Source organism: Ensifer sp. 38_S197, assembly GCF_056924495.1.
On sequence record NZ_JBXOVZ010000002.1, the window covers coordinates 2,913,115 to 2,939,095 of the forward strand.

At 63.4% G+C, this 25,981-nt stretch carries 26 protein-coding genes and 1 riboswitch; of the genes, 11 read left to right on the forward strand and 15 right to left on the reverse strand.

The window, feature by feature from the left end; all coding sequences use genetic code 11:
* Nucleotides 1-20: 20 nt before the first annotated feature.
* Both AC1Z3V_RS27140 and AC1Z3V_RS27145 read right to left on the reverse strand, forming a co-directional pair.
* A complete protein-coding gene (locus tag AC1Z3V_RS27140; protein WP_483502788.1) occupies nucleotides 21-1,874 on the reverse strand; it encodes an ABC transporter ATP-binding protein in 1,854 nt (617 codons plus the stop codon).
* Complete coding sequence (locus AC1Z3V_RS27145; RefSeq protein ID WP_483502790.1) at nucleotides 1,858-2,295, reverse strand: hypothetical protein; 438 nt, start codon at nucleotides 2,293-2,295, stop codon at nucleotides 1,858-1,860. The genes AC1Z3V_RS27140 and AC1Z3V_RS27145 overlap by 17 nt, the downstream gene beginning before the upstream one ends.
* On the opposite strand from AC1Z3V_RS27145, the gene AC1Z3V_RS27150 reads away from it, so the two are divergent.
* Entirely contained in the window at nucleotides 2,283-2,855 is a 573-nt protein-coding gene (locus AC1Z3V_RS27150) for a GNAT family N-acetyltransferase (RefSeq protein WP_483502792.1), read from the forward strand. The two genes, AC1Z3V_RS27145 and AC1Z3V_RS27150, sit on opposite strands and share 13 nt — an antisense overlap.
* 6 nt (nucleotides 2,856-2,861) lie before the next feature.
* Nucleotides 2,862-3,323 carry a tRNA (cytidine(34)-2'-O)-methyltransferase gene (locus AC1Z3V_RS27155; protein ID WP_483502794.1) on the forward strand — a complete coding sequence of 154 codons (462 nt, stop codon included), beginning with the start codon at nucleotides 2,862-2,864 and terminating at the stop codon, nucleotides 3,321-3,323.
* Between the two features lie 88 nt (nucleotides 3,324-3,411).
* On the opposite strand, the gene AC1Z3V_RS27160 is transcribed toward AC1Z3V_RS27155, so the two are convergent.
* On the reverse strand, nucleotides 3,412-3,987 hold the full coding sequence (locus AC1Z3V_RS27160) for an NADPH-dependent FMN reductase (protein ID WP_429815589.1): 576 nt from the start codon (nucleotides 3,985-3,987) through the stop codon (nucleotides 3,412-3,414).
* A gap of 76 nt (nucleotides 3,988-4,063) precedes the next feature.
* On the opposite strand from AC1Z3V_RS27160, the gene soxR reads away from it, so the two are divergent.
* The gene (gene soxR / locus AC1Z3V_RS27165) at nucleotides 4,064-4,534 is read left to right on the forward strand and encodes a redox-sensitive transcriptional activator SoxR (protein ID WP_483502796.1); all 471 of its coding nucleotides are present in this window, start codon (nucleotides 4,064-4,066) and stop codon (nucleotides 4,532-4,534) included.
* An 18-nt stretch (nucleotides 4,535-4,552) separates the two neighbouring features.
* On the opposite strand, the gene AC1Z3V_RS27170 is transcribed toward soxR, so the two are convergent.
* Entirely contained in the window at nucleotides 4,553-4,813 is a 261-nt protein-coding gene (locus AC1Z3V_RS27170; protein WP_173516665.1) for a hypothetical protein, read from the reverse strand.
* A 307-nt stretch (nucleotides 4,814-5,120) separates the two neighbouring features.
* Here AC1Z3V_RS27170 and hemF point away from each other — a divergent pair, with 307 nt between their 5' ends.
* Nucleotides 5,121-6,032: an oxygen-dependent coproporphyrinogen oxidase gene (gene hemF, locus AC1Z3V_RS27175; protein WP_483502798.1), complete on the forward strand. Its 912-nt coding sequence runs from the start codon at nucleotides 5,121-5,123 to the stop codon at nucleotides 6,030-6,032.
* A gap of 48 nt (nucleotides 6,033-6,080) precedes the next feature.
* On the opposite strand, the gene AC1Z3V_RS27180 is transcribed toward hemF, so the two are convergent.
* Nucleotides 6,081-6,257: a hypothetical protein gene (locus AC1Z3V_RS27180; RefSeq protein WP_483502800.1), complete on the reverse strand. Its 177-nt coding sequence runs from the start codon at nucleotides 6,255-6,257 to the stop codon at nucleotides 6,081-6,083.
* A 155-nt stretch (nucleotides 6,258-6,412) separates the two neighbouring features.
* On the opposite strand from AC1Z3V_RS27180, the gene AC1Z3V_RS27185 reads away from it, so the two are divergent.
* Nucleotides 6,413-6,685 carry a BON domain-containing protein gene (locus tag AC1Z3V_RS27185; protein WP_429815602.1) on the forward strand — a complete coding sequence of 91 codons (273 nt, stop codon included), beginning with the start codon at nucleotides 6,413-6,415 and terminating at the stop codon, nucleotides 6,683-6,685.
* A gap of 6 nt (nucleotides 6,686-6,691) precedes the next feature.
* Here the strand turns inward: AC1Z3V_RS27185 and AC1Z3V_RS27190 are convergent, their stop codons facing one another.
* The 4 genes from AC1Z3V_RS27190 to AC1Z3V_RS27205 all read right to left on the reverse strand — a co-directional run bounded on the left by AC1Z3V_RS27190 (nucleotide 6,692) and on the right by AC1Z3V_RS27205 (nucleotide 10,932).
* A complete protein-coding gene (locus tag AC1Z3V_RS27190) occupies nucleotides 6,692-7,309 on the reverse strand; it encodes an ABC-type transport auxiliary lipoprotein family protein (RefSeq protein WP_483502802.1) in 618 nt (205 codons plus the stop codon).
* Nucleotides 7,310-7,397: 88 nt separating this feature from the next.
* The gene (locus AC1Z3V_RS27195) at nucleotides 7,398-8,768 is read right to left on the reverse strand and encodes an MlaD family protein (protein WP_429815607.1); all 1,371 of its coding nucleotides are present in this window, start codon (nucleotides 8,766-8,768) and stop codon (nucleotides 7,398-7,400) included.
* Nucleotides 8,769-8,950: 182 nt separating this feature from the next.
* Nucleotides 8,951-9,760: an ABC transporter ATP-binding protein gene (locus tag AC1Z3V_RS27200; protein WP_483504160.1), complete on the reverse strand. Its 810-nt coding sequence runs from the start codon at nucleotides 9,758-9,760 to the stop codon at nucleotides 8,951-8,953.
* A 23-nt stretch (nucleotides 9,761-9,783) separates the two neighbouring features.
* Complete coding sequence (locus tag AC1Z3V_RS27205; protein ID WP_483502804.1) at nucleotides 9,784-10,932, reverse strand: ABC transporter permease; 1,149 nt, start codon at nucleotides 10,930-10,932, stop codon at nucleotides 9,784-9,786.
* 236 nt (nucleotides 10,933-11,168) lie between these two features.
* Here AC1Z3V_RS27205 and dgcA point away from each other — a divergent pair, with 236 nt between their 5' ends.
* A complete protein-coding gene (dgcA, locus tag AC1Z3V_RS27210; RefSeq protein WP_483502806.1) occupies nucleotides 11,169-12,152 on the forward strand; it encodes an N-acetyl-D-Glu racemase DgcA in 984 nt (327 codons plus the stop codon).
* Here the strand turns inward: dgcA and AC1Z3V_RS27215 are convergent.
* On the reverse strand, nucleotides 12,104-13,324 hold the full coding sequence (locus tag AC1Z3V_RS27215) for an MFS transporter (protein WP_483502808.1): 1,221 nt from the start codon (nucleotides 13,322-13,324) through the stop codon (nucleotides 12,104-12,106). The two genes, dgcA and AC1Z3V_RS27215, sit on opposite strands and share 49 nt — an antisense overlap.
* 97 nt (nucleotides 13,325-13,421) lie before the next feature.
* Nucleotides 13,422-14,258, reverse strand: coding sequence for a UDP-2,3-diacylglucosamine diphosphatase (locus AC1Z3V_RS27220; RefSeq protein ID WP_483502810.1), 837 nt, complete (start codon nucleotides 14,256-14,258; stop codon nucleotides 13,422-13,424).
* A 172-nt stretch (nucleotides 14,259-14,430) separates the two neighbouring features.
* Between AC1Z3V_RS27220 and AC1Z3V_RS27225 the strand changes: the two genes are divergently transcribed.
* The 4 genes from AC1Z3V_RS27225 to AC1Z3V_RS27240 all read left to right on the forward strand — a co-directional run bounded on the left by AC1Z3V_RS27225 (nucleotide 14,431) and on the right by AC1Z3V_RS27240 (nucleotide 19,779).
* Nucleotides 14,431-16,743: an NADP-dependent malic enzyme gene (locus AC1Z3V_RS27225; RefSeq protein ID WP_483502812.1), complete on the forward strand. Its 2,313-nt coding sequence runs from the start codon at nucleotides 14,431-14,433 to the stop codon at nucleotides 16,741-16,743.
* Between the two features lie 279 nt (nucleotides 16,744-17,022).
* Nucleotides 17,023-17,757 (forward strand): helix-turn-helix transcriptional regulator, encoded by a 735-nt coding sequence (locus AC1Z3V_RS27230; protein WP_429815623.1) that lies wholly within the window; start codon nucleotides 17,023-17,025, stop codon nucleotides 17,755-17,757.
* Nucleotides 17,758-17,900: 143 nt separating this feature from the next.
* Nucleotides 17,901-18,545 carry an acyl-homoserine-lactone synthase gene (locus tag AC1Z3V_RS27235; protein ID WP_483502813.1) on the forward strand — a complete coding sequence of 215 codons (645 nt, stop codon included), beginning with the start codon at nucleotides 17,901-17,903 and terminating at the stop codon, nucleotides 18,543-18,545.
* Nucleotides 18,546-18,672: 127 nt separating this feature from the next.
* Nucleotides 18,673-19,779: a DUF2865 domain-containing protein gene (locus AC1Z3V_RS27240; RefSeq protein ID WP_483502815.1), complete on the forward strand. Its 1,107-nt coding sequence runs from the start codon at nucleotides 18,673-18,675 to the stop codon at nucleotides 19,777-19,779.
* Here the strand turns inward: AC1Z3V_RS27240 and bluB are convergent.
* From bluB to AC1Z3V_RS27255, 3 genes are all read right to left on the reverse strand, one after another.
* The gene (gene bluB, locus AC1Z3V_RS27245) at nucleotides 19,736-20,479 is read right to left on the reverse strand and encodes a 5,6-dimethylbenzimidazole synthase (RefSeq protein WP_483502817.1); all 744 of its coding nucleotides are present in this window, start codon (nucleotides 20,477-20,479) and stop codon (nucleotides 19,736-19,738) included. The genes AC1Z3V_RS27240 and bluB overlap by 44 nt on opposite strands.
* Before the next feature lie 46 nt (nucleotides 20,480-20,525).
* A riboswitch (cobalamin riboswitch) is annotated at nucleotides 20,526-20,737 on the reverse strand.
* Nucleotides 20,738-20,842: 105 nt separating this feature from the next.
* Nucleotides 20,843-21,655, reverse strand: a complete 813-nt coding sequence (locus tag AC1Z3V_RS27250) for an SDR family oxidoreductase (RefSeq protein WP_483502819.1) — start codon at nucleotides 21,653-21,655, stop codon at nucleotides 20,843-20,845.
* Between the two features lie 89 nt (nucleotides 21,656-21,744).
* Nucleotides 21,745-22,938 (reverse strand): phytanoyl-CoA dioxygenase family protein, encoded by a 1,194-nt coding sequence (locus tag AC1Z3V_RS27255; RefSeq protein ID WP_483502821.1) that lies wholly within the window; start codon nucleotides 22,936-22,938, stop codon nucleotides 21,745-21,747.
* 104 nt (nucleotides 22,939-23,042) lie between these two features.
* On the opposite strand from AC1Z3V_RS27255, the gene AC1Z3V_RS27260 reads away from it, so the two are divergent.
* Nucleotides 23,043-24,062, forward strand: coding sequence for a LacI family DNA-binding transcriptional regulator (locus AC1Z3V_RS27260; RefSeq protein ID WP_483502823.1), 1,020 nt, complete (start codon nucleotides 23,043-23,045; stop codon nucleotides 24,060-24,062).
* Here AC1Z3V_RS27260 and AC1Z3V_RS27265 read toward each other — a convergent pair.
* On the reverse strand, nucleotides 24,037-25,578 hold the full coding sequence (locus AC1Z3V_RS27265) for a sensor domain-containing diguanylate cyclase (protein ID WP_483502825.1): 1,542 nt from the start codon (nucleotides 25,576-25,578) through the stop codon (nucleotides 24,037-24,039). The two genes, AC1Z3V_RS27260 and AC1Z3V_RS27265, sit on opposite strands and share 26 nt — an antisense overlap.
* Between the last annotated feature and the right edge of the window lie 403 nt (nucleotides 25,579-25,981).

Below are 25,981 nucleotides of genomic sequence, written 5' to 3' on the forward strand. Positions count from 1 at the left end.
AACGACGGGCCACAGGTATCTTACTCCGCCGCCTCTTCTTTTTCGACGTCGTCGGCGATGAAGCCGCCGGATTGGCGCGACCAGAGATCGGCATAAAGGCCGCCCTTGGCGACGAGTTCGCCGTGTGAACCCGTCTCGACGATGCGGCCCGCTTCGAGGATCACCAGCCGGTCCATCTCCGTCAGCGTCGACAGGCGGTGGGCGATCGCGATCACCGTCTTGCCGGCCATCAGCGCGAAGAGGTTTTCCTGGATCGCCGCTTCGACTTCCGAATCGAGCGCCGAGGTCGCCTCGTCGAGGATCAGGATCGGTGCATCCTTCAGGAACACGCGCGCGATCGCGATGCGCTGCCGCTGACCGCCGGAGAGCTTGACGCCGCGTTCGCCGACCTGCGCGTCCAGTCCCTTGCGGCCCTGGTTGTCCTCGAGGCCCTGGATGAAGTCCCAGGCATTCGCCTTCTTTGCCGCCGCGATGATCGCCTCATCGTCCGCTTCCGGATGGCCGTAGGCGATGTTGTCGCGAATGGAACGGTGCAGCAGCGAGGTATCCTGCGTCACGACACCGATCTGGGCGCGCAGGCTGTCCTGGGTGACGGTGGAGATATCCTTGCCGTCGATCCGGATCGCGCCCTCCTCGAGATCGTAGAAGCGCAGCAGCAGGTTCATCAGCGTTGTCTTGCCGGCGCCCGAGCGGCCGACCAGACCGATCTTCTCGCCGGGTCTGATGTCGAGCGACAGGTGATCGATGACGCCCTTGGCCTTGCCGTAGTGGAAGCGGATGTTGTCGAAGGCGATCGCCCCCTTGTCCGCCTTCAGCGCCTTGGCATCCGGCTCGTCGACGATGTCGTGCGCCTTGGTCATCATGCCGATGCCGTCATAGACCGTGCCGATATTCTCGAACAGCGCCGAGACTTCCCACATGATCCACTGCGACATGCCGTTGATGCGCATGGCGAGACCGACGGCGATCGCGATCGCGCCGACGGAGATGGCACTGGTCAGCCACAAATGGATGCCGAGTGCCGCGATGGCGAAGAGCGCGACGCTGTTGTTGGCGTAAACCAGGATGTGGAACAGCGTCACCTTGCGCATCTGGCGATGCACGGTGTCAAGGAAGCTGTCCATGCCATCCCGCGCATAGCCTTCCTCCCGCCCCGCATGCGAGAAGAGCTTGACCGTACCGATATTGGTGTAGCTGTCGACAATCCGGCCGGTCATCATCGAGCGCGCATCGGCCTGCTCTTTGGAGATCTTCTGCAGGCGCGGCACGAAATAGCCGACGATGCAGATATAGATCGCGAGCCAGATGGCGAGCGGGATCACCAGCCGCCAGTCGGCGGTCGCCACAACCGCGAGCATGGTGACGAAATAGCTGACGACATAGACGAAGACGTCGAGGATCTTCATCACCGTTTCGCGCACCGCAAGCGAGGTCTGCATCACCTTCGTCGCCACGCGTCCGGCAAACTCGTTGGCAAAGAAGGTCATGCTCTGGCGTAGGAGATAACGGTGCATCTGCCAGCGGGCGATCATCGGATAGTTGCCGAGCAGCACCTGGTGCATGACCAGCGAGTCGAGGGCGACGAGACCTGGCAGGCCGATGAGCACCAGCGCGCCCATCCAGAAGAGCCTGCCGCCCTCGGCCTGGAGGAAAGTCTCGCGGTTGGCGCTCGACAGCCAGTCGACCATGTTGCCGAGGAACTGGAACAGCGCCACTTCGCCGATGGCAATCAGCATCGTGCAGACGGACATGATGAGAAGCCACGGCACGGCCGGCTTGGAATAATGCCAGCAGAAGCCGAAAAGGCTTTTCGGCGGGAGCGTCGGCTCCTCCGCCGGATAGGGATTGAGGCGGGATTCAAACCAGCCAAACATTGCATTGCTCCTTCAGAGTATTTTGAAGGAAAGCGGGTTTCCCCGCGTTCTTAGGATGAAAAAGTCGGTCCGGAAATGCAGCCCGAAAGAGAGCTTCGTCTTCCGGAGTCCCGGAAGCGCGTCGATCTGTTAAAAGATAGGTCGCGGAACCGGTCAGGCCAAACGGTGGCCCACTACTCCAGGAAGGCGTGTCAACATCAATACATTCATGTTTGCCTCCGTCGGTTCGCGTTGAAGAGGCTTGATCTCTACCCTTATTCGCGGCGGCATGCCAGATTGTCGCAGGCTGTTTCTTGCACAATTTTTCATCGTACGCGGATCTGTTGCCGTTTCGGCACAGATTAGCGCCGGCAAAATGAGCGACCGCAAAAGCAAGCAGTGGCGGACTTTTCGCAGCGGAGAACAGGGATGAACGCTTCATCGGATACGCCTCCTGATCTTCAAGGTGTCGGCTTTGTCCTTCGGCGCCCTCGTGACGGTGATGTGGATGCGCGCCTGAGGCTCGGCCGCGATCCGGATATCTACCGGATGTTCGGTGCAGGCAGGGCGTTCCCCGGCCTCTTCAGCCACCGCGAGGCAGCCGCCTGGATCGCACGGATCGCGGCACACCCGGCTGCCTGGATCATCGACCAGGACGGCCTTGTCGGTGAAGTCAGGCTCGACAACAGCAATCACGCTGATCGGCGCGCGAGCTTCGCCATTGGCATTTTCGATCCTGGGCGCCTCGGCAAGGGTCTTGGCACTGCGGTCACCAAGCGGGTATTGGCCTATGCCTTCGATGAACTTGCCCTTCATCGGGTCTCGTTGAGGGTTCTCGCCTTCAACGAGCGGGCGATCGCCGCCTATCTCAAGTCCGGATTCTCGATCGAGGGTCGTGAACGCGAGTCGGCGCTGATCGACGGTGAATGGCACGACGACATCATGATGGGTATCCTGGCTGCGGAGTTTGATGCGCGGCGCGATGCCCCCGGAAACGAGTGACCTGACGTGAGCAATCTGCGCATCGCCCTCTACCAGCCCGACATTCCCGGCAATACCGGCACGATCCTGCGTCTTGCCGCCTGCCTCGGGCTTTCCGTCGACGTAATCGAGCCGGCCGGCTTCGACCTTTCCGACCGCAACCTGAAGCGCGCCGGCATGGACTATATCGCTTCGGTCGCGCTCACCCGTCACGTCAACTGGGAGCGGTTCGAGGCGTGGCGGGCGGAAAGCGGCCGAAGGCTGGTGCTCGCCTCGACCAAGGCCGCCCTGCCCTATACGCGCTTCGCGTTCCGTCCGGACGACATCCTGCTCTTCGGCCGGGAAAGCGCCGGCGTGCCCGACCATATGCACGAGCGCGCCGACGGCCGCGTGCTCATTCCCATGGCCGAGGGCCAGCGCTCGCTGAACATCGCGATCTCCGCCGCGATGATCGCCGGCGAAGCGATACGGCAGGTCTCTCCAGCCTGATGGCGTAAGCATTGCTACCTCCTGCCCTGGCTGTTGGCCGCAGCCGGCGCCGCAGAAGCGGTACCGCCCCTCCATGGCTCTCGGCGTGTTACGCTGCCACCTCGTTGTACGGTGCGCTCTTGCGCGCCTGTTTAAGAACGCGCGCCCACCAGGTCAGCCGGTCCATCATCAGGAACAGCGGCGCACGCAGTTCCTCGGGCTTGTAGAGGTTGCCGGCGGCGTCGAACTTCGACCAAGCCTTGGGGAGTGTGATCCCATCGCGCAGCGTCACCGTATGCAACTCGCCGAAAACCTGGCGCAACTGCTCGACGGCGCGAATGCCGCCCGAGGCGCCGCCATAGGAGACGAAGGAGACCGGCTTGGCGTGCCAGGGCTCGTAGACCGAATCGATCAGCTCCTTCAGCGCGGCCGGGTAACCGTGATTGTATTCGGGCGTGACGATGATGAAGGCATCGGCCTCGGCGATCTTGCGTTCCAGCCACTCGCCCGGATTGACCGCGGCACCAAGGCCGCGCGAGGTCCTGAGCCGCGCCGGGTCGATGATCGTCAGGGTAAAGGTCTCGGAAGCCGAAAGCTCGCGGATCAACCAGTTGGCGACCGTATCGCAGAAGCGACCCTGGCGCGCGCTGCCATAGATCACGGCAAGGGTCATTTTCTCAGTCATGGGATCAAGCTCCTGTTGTCGACGTCATGGAGCCAATGCTATAAAACCTCAACAATAGTTGAGGTCAATAGCGATTATGACAATTGTGAAGAGCGGCGAATTGCGCCGCGAGCTGACAGTCGGCGAAGTGGCCGAACGCAGCGGCGTCGCGGTCTCCACCTTACACTTCTACGAGGCCAAGGGCCTGATCCGCAGCAACCGCACCCGCGGCAACCAGCGCCGTTATCCGCGCAGCGTGCTCAGGCGCGTCGCGGTCATCAAGGTGGCACAGCGCACCGGCATCCCCCTGGCTGAAATTCAGAACGCATTGTCGGTGCTGCCGGACGATCGTCCGCTGACGGTGGCAGACTGGGGCAGATTGTCCGAGAATTGGCGCGAGCAACTGAACGAACGCATTGCCAGCCTGATGGCCCTGCGCGATCACCTCACGGGCTGCATCGGCTGCGGCTGCCTGTCGCTGCGTGAATGTCCGCTGCGCAACCCGCACGACGTGCTGTCGATGGAAGGCGCCGGTCCGCGGCTCATGGATGACGATAGCCACGGCTGAGAGCGCGACCGAACTCGGCTAGTCGGCAGACGGCAGGCGGCGCATGGTGAACTCGATCTCGTCGCCCTCGAGCTGCCGCCAGCTTTCGACCTCGGTCCAATAGGCGGCCTTCGGCCAGGTATCGAACCATTCCCGTGCCTTGGCTCGGGCGGCGCTGCGATTGAGCCGAAAGGTTTCCCGCACGAAAAGGCTATCGCCTCGTGTCGGATTGTCCCGGCGATGCCGGGCGATCTGCCGTCGCAAACCATCGAGCGGCGGGCCTGCAGGTATTCTTGCCATGGGCTATACCTCTAAGCGCTAAGATAGTGACGGCGCTTGAGCTTTGCCAGGGCTTTGTTCGGCGGCAGGCTTCGTCGTACGGCCAAACTGTCGCTGCATGTATTCCTTAGATTGGCGCTGGTAGATGCAGCAGTCTTGACCGTGATGGCGGCCCTGCCCGTCTTGCGAGACACACGGCGCCGTGGCGCGACAGACCGCCCGAGGCGCTGGACCGGCGTTGCCATCGGCGCGAAAGTATGAACTGTGGCGACTTCAATCGAATCGGCGGAATTTCATCGGGAAACCCGCCAACAGGACGTAATTTTCCATGGAACGACCGCAACTCCCCCCAGGCCTCCCTGCTGATATCGAAGAGAAGAAGGCGGAGGCGCGTGCGTGGTTCGAAGGGCTGCGCGACACCATCTGCGCGGCCTTCGAGGCGATCGAGGATGACCTGACCGGTCCTCTCTCCGATCGTGCGCCCGGGCGCTTCGTCGGCAGGGATTGGAGCCGCGACGACGGCAATGGCGGCGGCGGCCGCATGTCGATGATGGAGGGCCGCGTCTTCGAAAAGGTCGGGGTCCACACCTCGACCGTCTACGGCGAGTTCTCGCCCGAATTCCGCAGTCAGATCCCGGGTGCAGCGGAGGATCCTCGCTTCTGGGCGTCCGGCATTTCGCTGATCGCCCATCCCGTGAACCCCAACGTGCCGGCCGTGCATATGAACACGCGCATGGTGGTGACGACGAGCAACTGGTTTGGCGGCGGCGCCGACCTGACGCCGGTGCTCGACCGCCGCCGCGTCATGACCGACGCGGACACGCAGCTCTTCCATCGCGCCATGGAAATCACCTGCAGCCGTCATGCGGTTGCCGACCACGCCAAGTTCAAGAAGTGGTGCGACGACTATTTCTTCCTGCCGCACCGCAACGAGCCGCGCGGTACCGGCGGCATCTTCTACGATTGGCTGCATTCGTCCGAGGAACAGGGCGGCTGGGATGCGGATTTTGCCTTCACCCGCGACGTCGGCAAGGCCTTTGCCCTCGTCTACCCCAAGATCGTCCGCACCAACTTCAACATGCCCTGGACCGAAGAAGACCGGGACGAGCAGCTCGTACGGCGCGGTCGCTATGTCGAGTTCAACCTGCTCTACGACCGCGGCACCATCTTCGGCCTGAAGACCGGCGGCAACGTCGAGTCGATCCTGTCGTCCCTGCCGCCGGTGGTGCGCTGGCCATAAAGGCAAGATTTGAGAGCGGTTCGCCAAGCGCGATCCGCTCTCGACACGCTAACCGCAGACACGCGCCTTCTTCAGGATGACCCTGCCATAGGCGCCGTAGGTCTTCACGGTTTTGACGACGCAGCTCAGTCGTTGGCCATAGCTGTAGTTTTCGGCCTGGGCCGGCATGCCGAAGGCAAGTGTCATCGCTATCGCCAGAGCCATGGCGAAAAAAGAGCCGCGCATCGAATATGTCCCCTGCCTGCCGTTCGTGACCGCGACAGATCCCGTCGCTTGCAGAGACACATGGCACGGCTGAGGATTTCCCGCTGTTTCGGATGAAACAGGCGAACAAAGCGTGGGCATCCGACGTTTCCCCTGCGTTGAGCAAGGTGGATGCGATGATCTTCAAGAAGCGAACATTCTACGGCGACGAGCCGGAGCGGCAGGCCGCGGACAACCCGGCGGAACTGGAGCGCCGCGTTGCCCATTTCCTGGCGGTGGCGCCCGGCCTCGATGCCGCCGACATCACGGTGACCGCCAAAGGCAATACGATCATACTCGCCGGCTTCGTGGCAACCGCAGCCGAAGTTATCCGCGCCGAAGAGGCGGCAAGGCACATGCAAGGCGTTGCGGAAGTGATCAACCGTATCGAGACGGCCGGCGTTGAATAACGGGCGTCAGATGGTGCCCAGTGTCCAGCTGACGATCTCGGCGGAGACGCCGGCAAAGGCCTGGTCCATCGCCTTGATGAAGGCCGGATTGCCGGCGCCCTTGACGCCGGCCGTGGCGCGAAACGCTTTTTGCGCCCGCACCGTGCCGTTGCGGTCGTTGAGGATTTTCGCGAAGATTTCGACGACAGCCGTATCGGCACCCTCCGTCGAAACCTCGAAGGCGCGGATTTCGGTGATCACCTGATAATCGATCGCCAGCCCCTGGCCCGGCTTGCCGACGCCGCCGACCTTGCCGGTGTCCTCGAAGGCCTGCACGAGCTTCGCCTGCACCAGCTTCGGCAGCCGGTCGCTCCATTGGGCCTTGGAGAGATATTGCAGCTCGGAACCGGACAGACGGACGACGACCTGGTCGCTGTCGAGCGCCTTCACCGCCGTCGGCTCCGGCACAAGGATCTGCTTGCCGGTCGACGCGCGTCCTTCGACAACGGGCGAAGCCGAAAGGCTGAAGGTGTCGTTGACGGCGGCACGCGTGCCGCATCCGGCAAGCCCGGCTGCCAGCATGAAAATCAGGGCGGAGCGCCGCGCTCCCGCTACTCGTAAACCAACCAGCCCCGGAAAATTCATACTGCCAATACCTTTGTCCCACACACCTTGGCGCGCCCTTGATCGAAAGCACACCGCCTGGCCCCACACCGGTCCTGCCGCCCCCGACTCAGCGCCGCGTGCGGCCATCATATTGTTTTACTGTTTCGCCGCCAAAGAGAAGCCGCTGCGGGTTCTTGTCGAAAGTGGAGATCGTGTTTTCCAGGCTCTGCACCGTGCGCCGCGTATCGGTGACGAGCGCTTCGACATCGCGCAGGCCCGAACCCGAGAAGCGCCGAAGGTTTTCGGCGATCGGCCCGATCTGCGCGTTGAGATTGTCGGCAACCTTGCGGAAGGATTCGAGCGTCGTGCGTGCTTCGGCCGAAAGCGACGGCGCATCCGCGTCGCCGAGGAAACCATCGACCTTGACCAGAATGCTGTCGACCCGGTTGGCCGAGGCGTTCAGCTTGCTCGCCAGTTCGGTAACGTCGGTGATCGTACGGTCGATGTCCTCTTGCCGCGCGGTAATCTTCGACGCGAACTGAGAGATATTCGCAACGGTTCTGCGGGCATCGGCCGTCGCTGCGGTGATGTCGTCGACGACGAGTTCGACCTTGTTCTTGTCCACCGAGGCCACAAGCGTATCGACCCGCGCCAGCGTCTTCTGGGCGTTCTTGCCGAACTGATCGTAGGTTTCGACCGTGCGCCGGAAGGCGGCGATCGTTTCGGAGACGCCGCCTGAGGCCGCCTTCAGATCGTTGCTGATCTGCTCGACGTTGGAGACGATGTGATCGATCTTCTTCGGGTCGACGGACTTCACCAAGGTCTCGGCGGACGCCAAGGTCGAATCGAGTTTCTTCGAAGCGGTACTCACCGAGCCGGAAAGCTCCGTCACGCTCTGCAGGAAGTCATCGATCGCGCCGGAATTGTTGGCGAGCGCCGTTGAAAACTTCTCCGCATTGCCGATCGTTGTCGTCAGCGGGCCGCGCACGTCGGTCACGAAGCCCTGGATGTCACTGATCGCGTTGTTGGCGCGGTCCATGATCTGGTCGGCGGTCGCCAGCAGGCTGGTGACGCTCGACTGATCCGCAAGGATGCGCGCCTGCGTACCCTTTTCGATCGCGGTCTTCAGGATGTTCTCGTCGCCCTTGCGGCCGCCGCTAAGTTCGATATAGGCGGCGCCCGTCAGCCCCTGCACTTCCAGCGTCGCCTTGGTCGACCGCAGCACCGGCGCGTCGACCGAGACTTCGGTGACGGCAATCGAATAGCGCGGATCATTGGCATCGATCGCAAGATTGCGCACCGTACCGACGGCGATGCCATTGAAGCGCACCGGCGAGCCGACGGAGAGGCCGTTCGCGGAACCCGGAATGTTGACCACCAGTTCGACCATCTCGCCGCTGCGCCCGTACTGTGACATCCAGTAGACGAAGCCGAAGGCGGCCGCGATCACGAACACCGTGAAGAAACCGACAATGGCGTAGTTCGCTTTCGTTTCCATTCGTACCGACTACCTTCGTGGCCGCTTCACCGGCTCTTCCTCCGATCTCGACGCCTTGGCGCCAAAACCGCATTCATTTTCAAGCGCCGTTCGTTCGTTGACGCCCGAAGAACGCTGCTGCACTTCGTTTCCGGCGCATCTTTCCGCATCAAGCCATTCGCTTGCGCGCAAGCATGCTCCGGTCATTGATCGTGGCGCACGATCGATCGAGCCCGCTTGCCACGGAAATAGGACCGCACCCAGGGTTCATCGCAGGCCAGCATGTCTTCGACGGTCCCCTCGACCAGAACCCGCTTCTTGCCGAGAACCGCGATGCGGTCACAGACGGAAAAGAGGCTGTCGAGGTCGTGAGTCACCATATACACGGTCAGTCCCAGCGTGTCGCGCAGCTTGGCGATCAACTCGTCGAACTCCGCGGCCCCGATCGGATCGAGGCCCGAGGTCGGTTCGTCCAGGAAAACCAGGTCGGGATCGAGCGCCAGGGCCCGAGCAAGGGCGGCGCGCTTGATCATGCCGCCCGAAAGCTCCGATGGGTATTTTTCCGCCGCTTCCGGCGCCAGGCCGACAAGCTCGATCTTCACCCGCGCCAGTTCGTCCATCAGCCTTTGCGGCAGGTCGAGATATTCACGCATCGGTACCTGGATATTCTCGCGCACCGTCAGCGCCGAAAAGAGCGCGCCATGCTGGAAGAGAACGCCGAGGCGCATGTCGAGCGCGATACGCTCGGCTTCGGTGATCTTGTCGTAGTCCGCGCCCAGGATCTCGATCTTGCCGGATCGTTTCGCCAGCAGCCTCAGCACGGTGCGCATCAGCACCGACTTGCCCGTGCCGGAAGCACCGACGAAACCGAGGATCTCGCCGCGGTAGATTTCGAGGTTCAGCTTGTCGAGCACGATGTTCGAGCCGAAGCCCACCGTCAGGTCGCGGACGGAAAGCACGGACTCGCGGCCGTTCGCTTCCGTTGCCTGGTCTTCTTCGTGTCGTTTCTCGATTGCGCTCACGGCTGTTCCTCGCCTCAGAAATCGATTGCTGCGTAGAACATGGCGAAGAGCCCGTCGATCAGGATCACGACGAAGATCGACTTGACCACCGAAGAGGTCACGTGACGTCCGAGCAATTCGGCACTGCCGCCGACCTTCAGCCCCTCCACGGCCGCAACCACGCCGATGATCAGCGCCATGAACGGTGCCTTGATCATGCCGGCCGCGACGGACGAAAAATCGACCGCTTCCTGCAGGCGCGCAAGGAAGGTCGGGATCGTGATGCCGGAATAGCCCCAGGCGACCAGGGCGGCGCCGGTCAAGGCGGCAAAGTTCGCGATGATCGTCAGCAGCGGCAGCGCGACGGTGAGCGCGACGAGGCGCGGAAAGACGAGAACGCCGATCGGGCTCAGTCCCATCACCTTCAGCGCGTCCACTTCCTCGCGCATCTTCATCGAGCCGATTTCGGCGGTGATGGCGCTGCCGGAACGACCGGCGATCATGATCGCCGTCAGGAGAACACCGATTTCACGCAATTGCAGGATACCGACGAGATCGACGACGAAGACCTCCGCGCCGAAGTAGCGGAGCTGGAACGCGCCCTGCTGCGCAATGATCGCACCGATCAGGAACGACATCAGCGTGATGATCGGCACCGCCATCACGCCCATCCGGTCGATCTGATGAACGATCGCCGCCGGCGAGACGCCGCTGTGCCGCCCCAGCTTGAGCTGGGCGCCGCGCACCGCGGAACCGAGGATGTACATCGCCGCGACGACGTCGTCCCAGGTCGCGACCATCACCTCGCCGACCGGAGCGAAAATGCGTTGGAACAGCGGCAGCCGCTCGCTGCCTTTCTCGGGCGCGCGCAATTCCGCCGGCAAGGCATCGATCAGCTCGACATAGCGCTGCCCGCCCTCGGCGAAATGGATGTCATCCCGCGACGGACCGGCAATACGGGTCATGAACCGCCGGATGATCCACGCGCCGGCCGTGTCCATTGCCGTCACGCCGGAAAGATCGAACTGCGCGACCCCGTCGCTTTTGCTTGCAAGTCCGTCGAGCTTCGCTGCCATCGCTTCGGCGGTTTCATGCCGCCAGGCGCCGGTAAAGACATAGCTTCGCCCGCCGGCACTTTCGGCCAGCGCAACATCGGCGGTAAGCTTGCGGGCGGATGGCGTCACCTGGCTTCGGTTTTCCTGATTTGCGACTGCATAATTCCTTAAACCGGAATCGATTTGAGGACAAAATAACGCAGCAGACCTAAAGTGTTACAGCGACCGTTGCGTGTCCCACGGACGCGGCGCTGTAAAGATTCGTAAATCCTTACACCGTCATAACGGCTCGCACCGTGGCTGTCACCCGCACGTTCGGTTGGCGGCGATGTCGGACCCTCAGATTGCGCGCCGGAGACGCTTTCATGTCACTTTCCCTCGATGCCGTAGTGGAACATTTCCCGATTGCAGGCACCTTTACGATCTCGCGCGGCTCCAAGACGACGGCAAGCGTCGTCACTTGCCGAATCAGCGATGGTCTCCACACCGGCTCCGGAGAGTGCGTGCCCTACGGCCGCTACGGAGAAACGATCGATTCGGTGCTGGCCGAGATCGCTTCCGTTCGCCCGCGCATCGAAAGCGGCCTGACCCGTGCCGAACTGCAGCGCCAGATGAAACCGGGTGCCGCGCGAAACGCCGTCGATTGTGCCCTATGGGATCTGGAAGCCAAACAGAAAAACAAGCCTGTTCATGCGCTTGCGGGCATAGCCTCACCCGACGCATTGACGACCGCCTATACGCTGTCGCTCGCCGAGCCGGATGCCATGCGCGAACAGGCGGCGAAATACGCCCACCGGGCGCTTCTCAAGATCAAGGTCGGCACATCGGACGATGCCGCCCGCATCCGCACTGTCCGGGCCGGCGCACCGGAGAGCCGCATCATTCTCGATGCCAATGAAGGCTGGACGCCCGAAACGCTCGCCTACCACTTCGCGATCTGCGCCGAGGAACGGATCGACCTGATCGAGCAGCCGCTGCCGGCCGGGCGCGACGAGGCGCTGGCGACGGTCGCCCGCCCCGTCCCCATTTGCGCGGATGAAAGCGTGCACGCGACCGAGGACCTCGCCGCCCTTGTCGGCCGCTATGACGCGGTCAACATCAAGCTCGACAAGACCGGCGGCCTCACCGAGGCGCTGCGCATGCGCGATCAGGCAGCAGCCCTCGGCCTCAAGGTCATGGTCGGCTGCATGGTCGGCAGTTCGCTGGCGATGGCCCCGGCGATCCTCGTCGCCCAGGGTGCTGATTTCGTCGACCTCGACGGGCCGCTGCTGCTCGCCGAAGATCGCACACCCGGCCTGCGCTACGAGGCTTCGCTCGTCTTCCCCCCGGAGCCGCGTCTCTGGGGCTGAAGATACCAGGCGGTCACCGCGAAGCAGCAACCCGCAAAGGCGACGACCGACATCGAATAGAAGCCGTTCACGCCGTACCAGGCGTAGAAATAGCCGGACAGGAAGGTGAAGATCGCGGTGAAGATGCCGGTGTAGAAGAAATAGAGTCCCTGGGCCGACGCTTCCTGGGATTCCACCACCCGCTCGACGAGCTTGTGCTGCATGCCGGTGTGCATGATCGCGTAGGTGAAGGCGTGGAAGCACTGAAGGACGAAATAGCCGCTGAAGCCGAGATTCATCGGGAAAATGATCCAGCGCACCACCGCAAGCGAACACCCCGACAGGATCATCACCCACACGCTGAAGCGGCGACTGATCGCCTTGGCGAAGATGAACATCGTGACTTCGGCCGCCACGCCCGCGCTCCAGAGCAGGCCGATCTCGGTGCCGCTGTAGCCGATCTGCTGCCAGTAGATCGCCGAGAAGGCGAACAGCATCGCGTGGCTGGCGTTCACCAGCGTCACGCCGATCAGGAGCAGTTGCAGGTCGAGCTGCTTGAGCGACTTCGGCGGCGGCTCGGTGAGCGCGGTGATCGGCGACGGCCGGCGCGGCTTGCCGACACGCGGCGCCGCATAGGCCATGGCGATCGTCAGGCCGAAGCCGATCGCCATCGCCGGCAGCACCATGTCGCTGCCGAAAATGCCGACCATCCAGCCGCCGAGCATCGTCGCACCGATGAATGCGACCGAGCCCCAGAGCCGCATATGGGGGTAGTCGAAGCCCCAGCGCCGGACGCCGGAGAGCGCAATCGCCTCGACGATCGGCACATAGGGCGAATAGACCGCCGATTGCAGCGTGTAGATGACCAGCACCGGCCAGAAGTCGCGGAAATAGAACAGCACCAGTGCGGTCGCGAGCGACAGGAAGCCGGACCAGATCAGCACGATCGTCCGCTCGCCGAGGCGGTCGGCGATGACGCCCGCGATCGGCGCCGTGATGACGCGCACGAACATCGGCAGCGCCAGGACGACGCCGATCTCGAAGTCGGTCATCGAGAGCGTGCTCAACCACATTGGAAAATACGGCATGGCGAAGCCGTTGACGATCAGCGGCGCGCAGAAGAGCAAGGCGATGCGAAGCGCGAAATGGCGCGGCGGAGGGCCCACGGATGCGGGCGCTGAGGTGGGAATCATCGGCTGACCTGATGGCTGTACCCGATCTCTAGCACAGCCCCGGCAGGCCTCGCCATAACCTAGTTTTCGCGACAGGAGCCGAACTGTCGCTCTCCGATCAGGCGGCGCGCTGGGTCAGCAATTGGGCAAGCAGCTTGTCGGCTTCGCCGGAGGCTTCGCTTTCAACGGCGCCGCCACGCATCTGGTGCCAGGTGATGAGTTCCATCGTCCCGTCATGATGCTCGGCAATCGCCGTGCAGCTTTCCACCCAGTCGCCGGTATTGATGTAGCGGATGTCGCCGATGTCTTCGATGACCGCGTGGTGGATGTGCCCGCAGATCACGCCCTGCGCATCGTGGCGACGGGCCTCGTCGGCAACCACCTTCTGGAACTCGCCGATGAAGTTGACGGCATGCTTCACCTGAAGCTTGGCCCAGGAAGAGAACGACCAATAGGGCATGCCGAGGCGGCGGCGGATTGCGGCCAGGCCGATGTTGATGGCGATCGCCGTGTCGTAGGCCCAGTCACCGAGATAGGCGAGCATGCGGGCATTGCGCACCACGACATCGAACTCGTCACCATGGAGCACCAGATAGTTCCGGCCGTCGGCGCCCTCGTGAAGGTAGCGTTGCGCCACCTCGATGCCGCCGAAATGTACGCCGGGAAAATCACGCAGGAATTCGTCGTGATTGCCGGGGACGTAGACGATGCGGGCGCCTTTGCGTGCCTTGCGCAGAAGCTTCTGCACGACGTCGTTGCAGTTCTGCGGCCAGTACCAGCTGCGCTTCAGCCGCCAACCGTCGACGATGTCGCCGACCAGCACGATCGTCTCCGCTTCATGATACCGCAGGAAATCGAGAAGGAAGTCCGTCTTGGCGGCCTTCGACCCGAGATGGACGTCGGAGATGAACAACGTCCTGAGCTTTCGTACGGAGTTGTCTTGCTGCGCCGTCATGCCAGCCTCGTCTGGGTTACGCTTTCTGCCCCCGTGAAAACCAGACTCGTGTTTCAGGAAGATGACATGAGCGCCTTGCCGCCCATCTGGCCGTCAAAATCGATACGGCAAAACTGTACCTCGTTCCGAATTCATGCCAAAAGGCACGACCACGAATGAGGAATGCGAGAGAATGAACACGGGCGACAAAACGAAATCCCAAACCGGTCCGGCCAGCGGCGACATCGACCAGCAGGCCCTTTTCTTCCACCGTTACCCTCGCCCGGGAAAGCTCGAAATCCAGCCCACCAAGCCGCTCGGCAACCAGCGTGACCTGGCGCTCGCCTATTCGCCTGGTGTCGCCGCCCCCTGCATCGCCATCCGCGACAACCCGGAAACCGCCGCGGATTTCACCGCCCGCGCCAACCTGGTCGCCGTTATCTCCAACGGCACGGCCGTGCTCGGCCTCGGCAATATCGGACCGCTGGCTTCGAAGCCTGTCATGGAAGGCAAGGCAGTTCTCTTCAAGAAGTTTGCCGGCATTGACGTCTTCGACATCGAGATCGATGCCTCGAGCATCGACCGCATGGTCGATGTCATCTCGGCGCTCGAACCGACCTTCGGCGGCATCAACCTCGAAGACATCAAGGCGCCCGAGTGTTTCGAGGTCGAGCGTCGCCTGCGCGAAAAGATGCAGATCCCGGTCTTCCATGACGACCAGCACGGAACGGCCATCATCGTCGCAGCCGCCATCCTCAACGGCCTCGAACTCGCGGGCAAGGATATCGCCACGGCGAAGATCGTCACGTCGGGTGCCGGTGCCGCCGCGCTCGCCTGTCTCAACCTGCTCGTGACGCTTGGCGCCAAGCGCGAGAACATCTGGGTGCATGACCTCGAAGGCCTCGTCTACAAGGGCCGCGAAGTGCTGATGGACGAGTGGAAGTCCGTCTACGCGCAGGAGAGCGACAACCGCGTGCTTGCCGACAGCATCGCCGGCGCAGACGTGTTCCTCGGACTTTCCGCAGCCGGCGTGCTGAAGCCGGAACTGCTGGTGCAGATGGCGGAGAAGCCGCTGATCATGGCGCTTGCCAACCCGACGCCGGAAATCATGCCGGAGGCTGCCCGTGCCGCCCGTCCGGATGCGATGATCTGCACCGGCCGCTCGGATTTCCCGAACCAGGTCAACAACGTTCTCTGCTTCCCGCACATCTTCCGCGGCGCGCTCGATTGCGGCGCAAGCACCATCAACGAAGAAATGAAGATGGCGGCAGTCCGCGCCATCGCCGGCCTTGCCCGCGAGGAGCCGTCCGACGTCGCCGCCCGCGCCTATTCCGGCGAGACCCCGGTCTTCGGCCCGGATTACCTGATCCCCTCGCCCTTCGATCAGCGCCTCATCCTGCGCATCGCGCCGGCCGTCGCCAAGGCGGCCGAGGAGAGCGGCGTCGCCACCCGTCCGATCCAGGACTATGACGCCTATCTCGACAAGCTGAACCGCTTCGTCTTCCGCTCGGGCTTCATCATGAAGCCGGTCTTCGCCGCGGCGAAGAACGCCCAGAAGAACCGCGTGATCTTTGCCGAAGGCGAAGACGAACGCGTGCTGCGCGCCGCCCAGGTTCTTCTCGAAGAAGGCACGGCCCGCCCGATCCTGATCGGCCGTCCGCAGATCATCGAGACGCGCCTGCGCCGTTACGGCCTGCGCATCCGTCCCGATGTCGATTTCGAAGTGGTCAACCCCGAAGGCGATCCGCGCTATCGCGACTATGTCGAGGACTATTTCTCGCTCGTCGGCCGCCTGGGCGTGATCCCGGAAGCCGCCCGTACGATCGTGCGCACCAACACGACCGTGATCGGCGCGCTGGCCGTCAAGCGCGGCGAAGCGGATGCGCTGATCTGCGGCGTCGAGGGCCGCTATTCCCGCCACATGCGCGACGTTTCGCAGATCATCGGCAAGCGCGAGGGCGTGCTCGACTTCTCCGCGCTCAGCCTGCTGATCTCGCAGCGCGGCGCCACCTTCTTCACCGATACCTATGTGAGCTACTGCCCGAGCGCCGAGGAAATCGCCCAGACCACCGTCATGGCGGCACAGGAAATCCGCCGCTTCGGCATCACGCCGCGTGCAGCCCTCGTCTCGCATTCGAACTTCGGTTCGCGCGATTCGGAAAGCGCCACCAAGATGCGCAAGGCGCTCCAGCTCGTGCGGGAACTCGCGCCCGACCTCGAAGTCGACGGTGAAATGCACGGCGATGCGGCAATCTCGGAAGCGCTGCGCCAGCGCGTCATGCCGGACAGCAGCCTGCCGGGCGAAGCCAACCTGCTGGTCTTCCCCAATCTCGATGCCGCCAACATCACGCTCGGCGTCGTCAAGACCATGACCGACAGCCTGCATGTCGGCCCGATCCTGCTCGGCTCGGCGCTGCCCGCACACATCCTTTCGCCTTCGGTCACGTCGCGCGGTGTCGTCAACATGGCGGCCCTCGCGGTCGTCGAAGCCAGCCATCCGGGTTGATATGAAGCCGCGGAGATCGCCATCGATCTTCGCGGATACCGGGCGCCAGACCGGCGCCCCCAATGCCATATCCAGGCGTCGCGCAATCGCGCGCGGCGCGCTATCGTCCGGGAATCACAGAGGAATCATCCTCTGCCACCCGCTCGGGCAGACCAGTCGGGAAAACCGCCAATCAGAAATTGCATGTCTGGTATTGCACACTAAACAGCTAAGTTTGCGCTGGACAAAAGGTGAACCCCTAACCATGCTGCAACCTCGGACGAGATTCGGTGTTGTGGCATGACTGAGCAACAGGCTGTCCTCGACATGCTGGAAATCCTGGAATGCGGGGGCTGTGTCGAGCCCGCTCATTTCTTTACGCTGATGCGCCGGACCTTCCGCATCGCTCATCTCCTGTACCTTGAAGCCGAGCCCTACGCCGACGAGCTCAAGATCTGCCGCCTGCATCACACCTTCGGTGCCTATGCGGCCGAAATCTACCGGTCGCGCAGCCTTCATCGAATCGATCCCATCCTGAAACTCGCACTTGGCGGCGTCCGCCCGGTGGAGTGGACGATGGCGCGGCATCGTTTTCCGGATTGCGAGCCCCTGTTCCAGGCGGCGCAGGAGATCGGCCTTTCGACCGAAGGCGTCGCCTTGCCGCTGCCTTCGCCAGCCGGCCGCATGGCGCTGCTTGCCCTCAACGTCAACATGCCGGCCGACGAATGGACGGCCTATCGGCGCCAGCATCTGCGCGATTTCCAGCTCGCCGCCAACCTCTTCCATGCCGCAATGCTCGAGCACGCCGCAATGCCCGGAGCGCTTTCGGCGCGCGAGCGCCTCACCGGCCGCGAAACCGAGGTTCTGACTTGGGCCGCCGCCGGCAAGAGCTATTGGGAAATCGCCACGATTCTCGGCATTTCCGAACGTACCGTGCGCTTCTTCATGACCAATGCGAGGCGCAAGCTGAATGTCGTCTCCAATACGCAGGCCGTTGCCCAGGCCGTGCGCCATGCGCTGATCCCCACCGTTTGACGCCGGCCGCGCCAAGGCCCCTCCCAAAACCCCTCGAAATCTAGTGGGAAATATCACCGATTTAAACTGTCACTACCGACAGTTACGCGACCGTCGCCAGCCTGACAGCATCCGCCCATCCCAAAACAAGGATGGAGAAAAAGATGATCAGGATCCTGAACGGAAAGACCCGCGCACAGCACCCGCAGGCCGTCGACGAGATGTTCCGGCTGCGCAAGCGCGTCTTTCACGATTTCCTGAAATGGGATGTTCAGACCGACGGTGAGTGGGAAATCGACAACTACGACAAGGCGAACCCGCTCTACGTGCTGTCCTACGCCCCCGATACCGGTCGCCTGCGCGGCGCACTGAGGCTGCTTCCGACGCTCGGCCCCAACATGCTGGACGATACTTTCCCGATCCTGCTCGGCGACAACCCGGAAATCCGCAGCGCTTCGGTCTGGGAATCGAGCCGCTTCTGCATCGAGCCCGACATTTCGCAGGATCGCGCATCGAATCAGGTCACGGTCGCGGCCGCCGAGTTGATGTGCGGCGTCGGCGAGCTCGGTCTCGCCTCCGGCATCAGCCATATCGTCACGGTCACCGACGTGTTCCTGGAACGCATGTTCCGCCGCATGGGATGCCCGGGCGAGCGCATCGCCGAACCGCATCGCATCGGCTCGGTCTTCGCCGTTGCCGTCGCCTGGGAAGTGAACGAGAACCTGCTTCAGCGCATGAAGGCCGTTGCTGCCATCGAAGGCAGTGTTCTGGAACGCCCGATGTCGCTGGAAACCGCCCGCGCCGCCTGAGCGCATCGGCCGGCCGGACCTGTTAACGCAAACCGCCGCTTGTCGTTGCACGATCACCGACAAGCTCTATGATGGAGCTGAAACAGGAATTGCCGCCGGTAGCCGCCCATATCCGAAGGCCGGCATCGTGCGGCAGCAGGAAGAGACCTCGCTGGTGTTCCCGCGCTTGAAACACGTCGTTGCGGCGCTTGTGCCGTTGGCCCTGGTCGGTGCCGACCCTTCGCTGGCATCGACCGTGTGCGACCGGCTGAACACCCGGCTTGCGCAAATGTCCGACATCGTCGCCAGCAATGCCGACGCCCGCGACTATGCCAGCGCCATCTCACGCCAGAACATCGAGTTGCGCCGGGCGAAGAACGATCGCCGGCGCGCGGGCTGCGGTGGCGGCAGCGTCGCCACCTTCGACGGCGGAGACCCCGACACCTGCAGCGAGCTCGACAGCCTCATCGCCGAGATGGAAGACAACCTGCGCATGCTGAAATCGGAGCGTGAGCAGATCGTCGCCGGCGGCAGCGAAGACACCCGTCGCCGTATCGTCGCCGCGCTCGAGATCAACGGCTGCTACAGCGACCGCGACTATTTTGCGAGCGTCGAACCCGAAGAGCCGGAGACGCACCGCAACATCATCGCCGATCTGCCGCCTGACGACGCCTACGGGCCAATGCTTGGGCAGGGCGAAGACGGTTATGCGCCGCAGGACGGCTACTATCGCGGGACGTTGCGGACCATGTGCGTGCGCACCTGCGACGGCGCCTTCTTCCCGATCTCTTCGGATGCGACACCCGCCGACTTCCCGCGTGACGAACAGGCCTGCCGGGCGCGCTGCCCTGGCGCCGAAACGGAGCTCTACTTCCACGACCTCAACACGGAGGAGAGCGAACAGATGGTCTCGGCCGTGACCGGCCGGCCCTATACCGAAATGCCCAATGCCTTCGCCTATCGCACCCGCGGCATCAGCAAACCCGGCATGTGCGGCTGCCAGATACCGCAGACGGCCGCGACCTCGCCGAAAGCGACCGGTACGATGACCGGCGATGACCAGTCGTCAATCGTGGTCATCGAAACCAAGAAACCGGCAGATGCCACGACCGCTAAGGCGCCGCCCGAGGAGCGCCCATACGACCCATCCAAGAACAAGGTGCGCGTCGTCGGCCCGACCTTCCTGCCCAACGAAGAAACCTCGATCGACCTCAAGCACCCGAAGGGACCGGCCTATCAACCGGTCCAGAATTGATGTCGGTACGATCCGTCGCTGCAGTTCCCCAGCCTTCCTCGAAGACCAGTTCTTCCAGCGGCAGGCGCTGGCGCCATCCTTTCACCGCCAGCTCGGGCTGCTGATAGAGACGATCGACATAGCCGAGGCAGAGCCACGCAACGATCTCGATATGATCGGGGACGCCGAGGATCGCCTTGACTTCCGCCTCGTGGAAGATGCTGACCCAGCCGACGCCGACCCCTTCAGCGCGCGCCGCAAGCCACAGGTTCTGCACGGCGCAAACCGTCGAGTAGACATCCATCTGCGGATTGTGCGTGCGGCCGAGAATGACGGCGCCACCGCGCGTGCGATCACAGGTGACGCAGATGCTGAGCGGCGCCTTGCGAATGCCTTCGAGCTTCAGTGATCGATACTTGGCCTGTTGCTCCTCCGCAAACATCAGCGCCGCCTCGTCATTGGCACGGCGAAAGGCCTGCCAGATGCGTTCGCGCGTTTCCGGCGCCCGCACCAGCACGAAGTTCCAGGGCTGCATGAGACCCACGGACGGCGCGCTGTGCGCCGCCGTCAGCAGCCGCTTCACCAGTTCGTCGGGCAAAGGCTTGTCCAGGAATTCATCGCGCACGTCGCGGCGTGTTTCGATGGCGCGGTAGACGGCCTCCCGCTCTTCCAGCGAAAAGGCACCGGCAGCCGCAAGGCCGCCCTTCGGTTCAGTCAGCATCGTTCGATCCCCAACAATGCGAAAACCTCCCGCCGTCCACGCGGGGTTCGGTCTATCTCGCCAGGCCGGTCTTCTGACTTCGGTTCAACCGGTCGCCCCACCTTCCCAGATCGCTTGAAGATCCAGTGGCAAAACCTTGAATCAATTCAAGGCACTTCGAGAGGCAACCGTCCCCGTCACAGCGTTGGGCACGTTCCGGAATGACACCGGATTCCCGATTCTCCCGCTCGCGCGGGCACCTGACGGCGCCATAAGGGCACAGCCGCCTGGGAAAGACAAGCACCCGTCAGGGCGGGATGAGGAAAAGTGCCGGCGGTTTTCCGCCCGCATCCCGCTCTACTTATAAGGATCGATCACCGTGATCTAAAGCGGCGCCACCGGATGCGGCGAACCGTCATAGCCGCCCCAGACCGACTGGTCGAAGCAGATCATCGATCCGGTCATCAGCCCGGATTCGGCCGAAGAAAGATAGGCGCAGGCGCGCGCCACCTCCACCGGATCGACGAGCCTGCCGAACGGTTGGCTGGCGGCCGCCTTTTCGAGCCAGTCCGCGGCGGCTCCGTGAAACTCGCGCTGGATGCGATCTTCGCCTTCGGATGCCATCCAGCCGATATTCAGGCCGTTGACGCGGATGCGGTTGCGTAACAGCGCGTAGGCCGTGTTCTTGGTCAGCGTTTCGAGAGCCCCTTTCGACGCGCAATAGGCCGCGATGACGGGCTGCCCGGCCATCGCCGACATGGAACCGATATTGACGATCGTGCCTTCGGTCCGCTCGCGCCGCATCACCTTCACCGTTTCCTGCATCAGGAAGAAGGGCGCCCTTACATTGATGGCGAACATCCGGTCGAAGAGCTCCGGTGTCGTGTCGAGGATCGTGCCGCGATCGGTAATGGCCGCAGCATTGACCAGCGCATCGACCCGGCCGAACTCCGCATCGCAGGCGGCAACGACCTTCCGCGCGTGCTCCACCTTTTCAAGATCGGCCTCGACATAGACGACCTTCGCGCCGCTGGCCTTGCCGATTTCCTCCGCCTTCGCGCGCCCCTTGGCGGCATTGCGCCCGCAAATGACGATGCCAGCGACGCCGCGTTCGGCGAAAAGGCCGGCAATCGCTGCGCCCAGTCCTTGCGTGCCACCGGTGACGATGGCGATCTTGCCTTGCATCTGTCCTTTCATCGAATTCCTCCCTCGGAAATGATCGTGTGAAACAGGTACGGGCCCCGAGCGCAGCGCATCGGGAACCCGTCAAATGTGAGACTGAACCGTCAGCTCAGCTTGCGCCGTGCCTGTGCATCGAGTGCCGCTTGAAAGTCCTGCTCGCTCGTTCCCGCGGCCAGTGCCTCGCGCATCAACTGCGCCTGCGTCTTCGGCGCCAGGCCGCCGAGCGGCGGATCCCGGTCGAGATTGGTCGGAAACGAATAGCCCTCGGCGCAGGATGCAATGGCGTTGGCGGCTTCCGCCTCGGTCAGCTTGCCCTTCGCCAGCAACGTCTTCAAGGCTGGGTAGAGCGTCGCGCTCATCGTCAGCCGGTCGACCGTCTCCATCGCCCGACCGAAAGCCGAGGACACCTGCAGGAGATTGGCGACGCGGCGGATATCGGCGGAGCGATTGTTGCCGGCGGCATGGAAGAGCGCAGGGTTGAAGAAGACGACATCGCCCTTTTCGAGCGGAAGCTGCACGTGGTGCTCGTCGAAATAGGCGCGGAACTCCGGCCGGTTGAGCGCCAGATAGCCCGGCACATAGGTCTGGCTATAGGGCAGGAACAGCGTCGGCCCGCTTTCGAGCGGCATGTCGCAATGGGCGACCGCGCCTTGCAGCGTCAGCATCGGCGAAAGCTTGTGCACATGAACCGGATATCGCTCGATAACCGCGGAGGTCTGGAAGCCGAGATGGTAGTCCCGGTGTGCCGATTGCGCCGCGCCGCCCGGATTGACGCGGTTCACCTGCGCCGTCATCTGATAGTTCGGCCCGAGCCAGGCCTCGCTGACGAGCGCTATGATCGCATTGGCATAGTAGGCCGCAAAATTCTCGGGCGCCTTCAGGCAGTGTTTTTCCAGCGAGTTCCAGATGCGATCGTTGGCGCCGGGCTTGGCGAAGTGATCACCGCCGCCGCTGTTGCTGCGATGCTGCTCCTCGATGATCCCGTCGAAGACGGCGCTCGCGACGTCGATTGCGGCCGTATCGGCGAAGGCGCGCTTGAAGACCGCCACACCCGGGCCGGTTGCCAGCGCTTCACAGATTTCGGCAAGCACCGCTCGCCGCGTTTCGGCATTGTCACAGGCGGCAATCAGGTCGGCGCTGTTGTAGACGAGCACGTTCTTGTCGCAGCCTGAAGCATAGGGATAGTCGGCCAGGTTGGTGCGCCGTTCGACTTCCGCCCGGAACGCCTCGATATCGCAGGCCTCCTCCGTGAGCCAGACACGCTCCACCCGCTGCCTCGCACCGTTGTCGGTCTTCATCCCGTTTCCTCCCCTGGAACATCTTGATGAGCACGAACATAGGCGGCGGCAAAACATGATATAGGGCAAGAATCCATCAAAAATCCATCAGGAGAGTTGGCGCGATGGCCCATCCGTTTCTGGTCAAGGACATCGCCTTTCAGGCCGGCCTCAGCACTGCGACCGTCGATCGCGTGCTCAACGAACGCCACGGCGTACGGCGGCAGACCATCGCCAGGGTTCGCGCGGCCATCGAAGAGCTGGAGAAGCAGCAGGCGGGGCTCGACGTCCAGGGCCGCAAGTTCGCGATCGATATCGTGATGGAGGCGCCGGAACGTTTTACCGACGCGGTGCGGCGGGCTTTCGAGGGCGAAGCGATGACGCTGGCGCCGACAAGCTTTCGTTGCCGCTTCCATTTCGCCGAGACAATGCGCCCGCAGGAGATCGTCCAACTGCTCGACCGCATCCGGCTGCGGGGAACCGACGGGCTTGTTCTCAAGGCGCCTGATGTGCCCGAGATCGTCGGCGCCGTGGCGCGCTTCGAGACGAGCGGCATCCCCATCGTCACGCTGGTGACCGACTTGCCCCATTCCCAGCGAACCGCCTATGCCGGCGCCGACAACAGGGCAGCCGGAGAAACGGCCGCCTATCTCATCGGCGAGCGCTTCGCCGGCGCGTCGGCGACCGTGCTCGTCACCTTGTCCAGCGGCCGCTTCCGCGGCGAGGAAGAGCGGGAAATCGGCTTTCGCCGCGTGCTGCGCCAGCGCTACCCGACGATCCGGATCGTCGAGATCAGCGAGGGCCATGGGCGGGACAGCGAAACCGGTGCACTGGCAGATGCGGCACTCGCCACCAACCCTGACATCAATGCCGCCTATTCCATCGGCGGCGGCAACCGCTCGGTGCTGGCCGCCTTCGACCGGCTCGGCCGCCGCTGCGCTCTCTACGTCGCCCACGACCTCGACGAGGACAATCTGGCGCTGCTGCGCGAGCGGCGCATTCATTTCGTTCTGCACCATGATCTGAAGACCGACGCGCGCACGGCATTTCGCACGATCATGCTGCACGGCCGCGCTTCGTCTGGCGCGGTCGGCCCTCAGCTTTCGGCAGTCGTGGTCATCACGCCCTATAACGTGCCGGAGTAGGACGATCGCCACTCGGTCCGGGGACGAGCTGATTGCCGGAGGTTCGGCCCGGCAGGACCGTGTCGTCAGCCGTTTCGACGCGATTGCGGCCGCGCCGCTTGGCGAGATAGAGCGCCTCATCGGCGGCCAGCAGCAGGGCGCGTGCGGTTAGCCCGTGGCGCGGCGCAAAGGCGATGCCGGCGCTGCCGCCGACGACGAGCAATTGGCCATTGAACCCGACCGGAGTCTGCGCATCGGCGACAAGACCGGCCGCAAGCCCGCGAGCCTCGGCTTCGCTGCATTCGCCGAGAACAATGGCAAACTCGTCGCCGCCGAGCCGTGCGACGGTACCCTTGGGGCCGGCACGGTTCCGGAAGCGCTCGGCCATGGCGACCAGAACGGCGTCGCCCGCCGCATGACCATGGCGGTCGTTGACCGCCTTGAACGCGTCGAGGTCGGCATAGACGAGCGTGAACGGGTGCGTTTTTGCCTTCAATAGCGCCGCCGCCAGCATGTCGTCGAAACCGCTGCGGTTGAGTAGCCCCGTCAGCCGGTCGTGCTTGGCAAGATGCCGGTTGAGCGCCTCGCTCTGCTGCAAGGCGGCAAAGAGCGACGAGAAGCGCAGGGCGACGAAGGCCATCAGTAGCGCCGCCACGATCGCCATTACGATGACGCTCGGCAACAACTCGGCCCGGACGAACCCGCCCGGTGACTTCGGCATCCACGCCGCCACGAGGCAGGATGCGTCGGAGCAGCGCCCGACGGACGCATAGACGCTGCCCTCCGGCCTCGCTGCGAGCGGCACGAAGGCGAGTCTACCGATACCCAGCCGCGCCGCGATCTCGCGCATCATCTTCGGCGTCACCGGCCGCACCGAAACTATGAGCACGGGCGCGCGACGCTCCGCCGGTATCGCCAGCGTTTCCGGGATTACCGCCTGCACGACCGCGACGCTCATGCGTCCGTCGATCTCACGCAAGTCCACAGCGTGAATTCCGGGCACGGCCGGCATCACCGATTGCGGGTCCGGTGTCACGACATCCAGCACATAGGAGCCGTGATTGTTTCTGAGCGCGTTATCGTAGCGGCGCCTGGCTTCGTCGAGCAGATCGTCCACCGCCTCGAGCGGAACACGGGCCGCCTCGCTCGAAACCGCAACGCCGTCCTTCAACACCGTCGAAACGTTGTGGTCGCGATCCGTGAAGATCAGCCAGGAGAACCCGTAGTCTTCCCACAGCCAGCCCGACATCTCGTCCGCAACGAAGGCGTCGCTGACGTGTCCTTTGGCGAGTTCCTGGTAGGTTTTGTCCCAGAAGGAGAGCTGCGCCTGGAATTGGACGACCGCATCCATCTGGTGGCGCAGTTCGTTTGCCACCAGCCGCCGCTCCGCCGAAAGGCCGAAGCGATCCGCCTCGGCGACCGACCGATCGAGAACGAAGATGAGGCTCGCTATGATCAGGACGGCGACCAGGGTACAGGCGGCATGAATCGCCCAGACCGTTCTCCTCCGCTTCGCCAACCGCAACGTCTTGTCCACTACGCCAGTCCCCCTCGTCCGCACCGGCCACGGCGAGCATTTTGGCGCTCCTGCAAGCGCGATGCCCGGCGATGGCAGCCGATACGCCGGCACCCTAGCGACCAAATTAGAAGTTTGGCTTAAATAAGCTGGTGTTGAAATACTTAACGATTTCAACCACCTGAATCGATAGACAAACCGACCGACAATCAGCAGTCGCAGGCAAACCTATGGGAGGGCAGGCGCCACCCCGCGCACCCATATTCGCAATCGCCTATCGGGTCACGGCCGCGCGACCGCGCGGGCCCGCATTCGCACCGCGCTCGAGCAGAAGCCGGACCACGTTTGCCTGCCCGTTGACCACGACGAAAGCGAACGGCGTCATCCAGCCTGCTGCGGCTCCGGCCAGCCGCGCCCCCCCCCG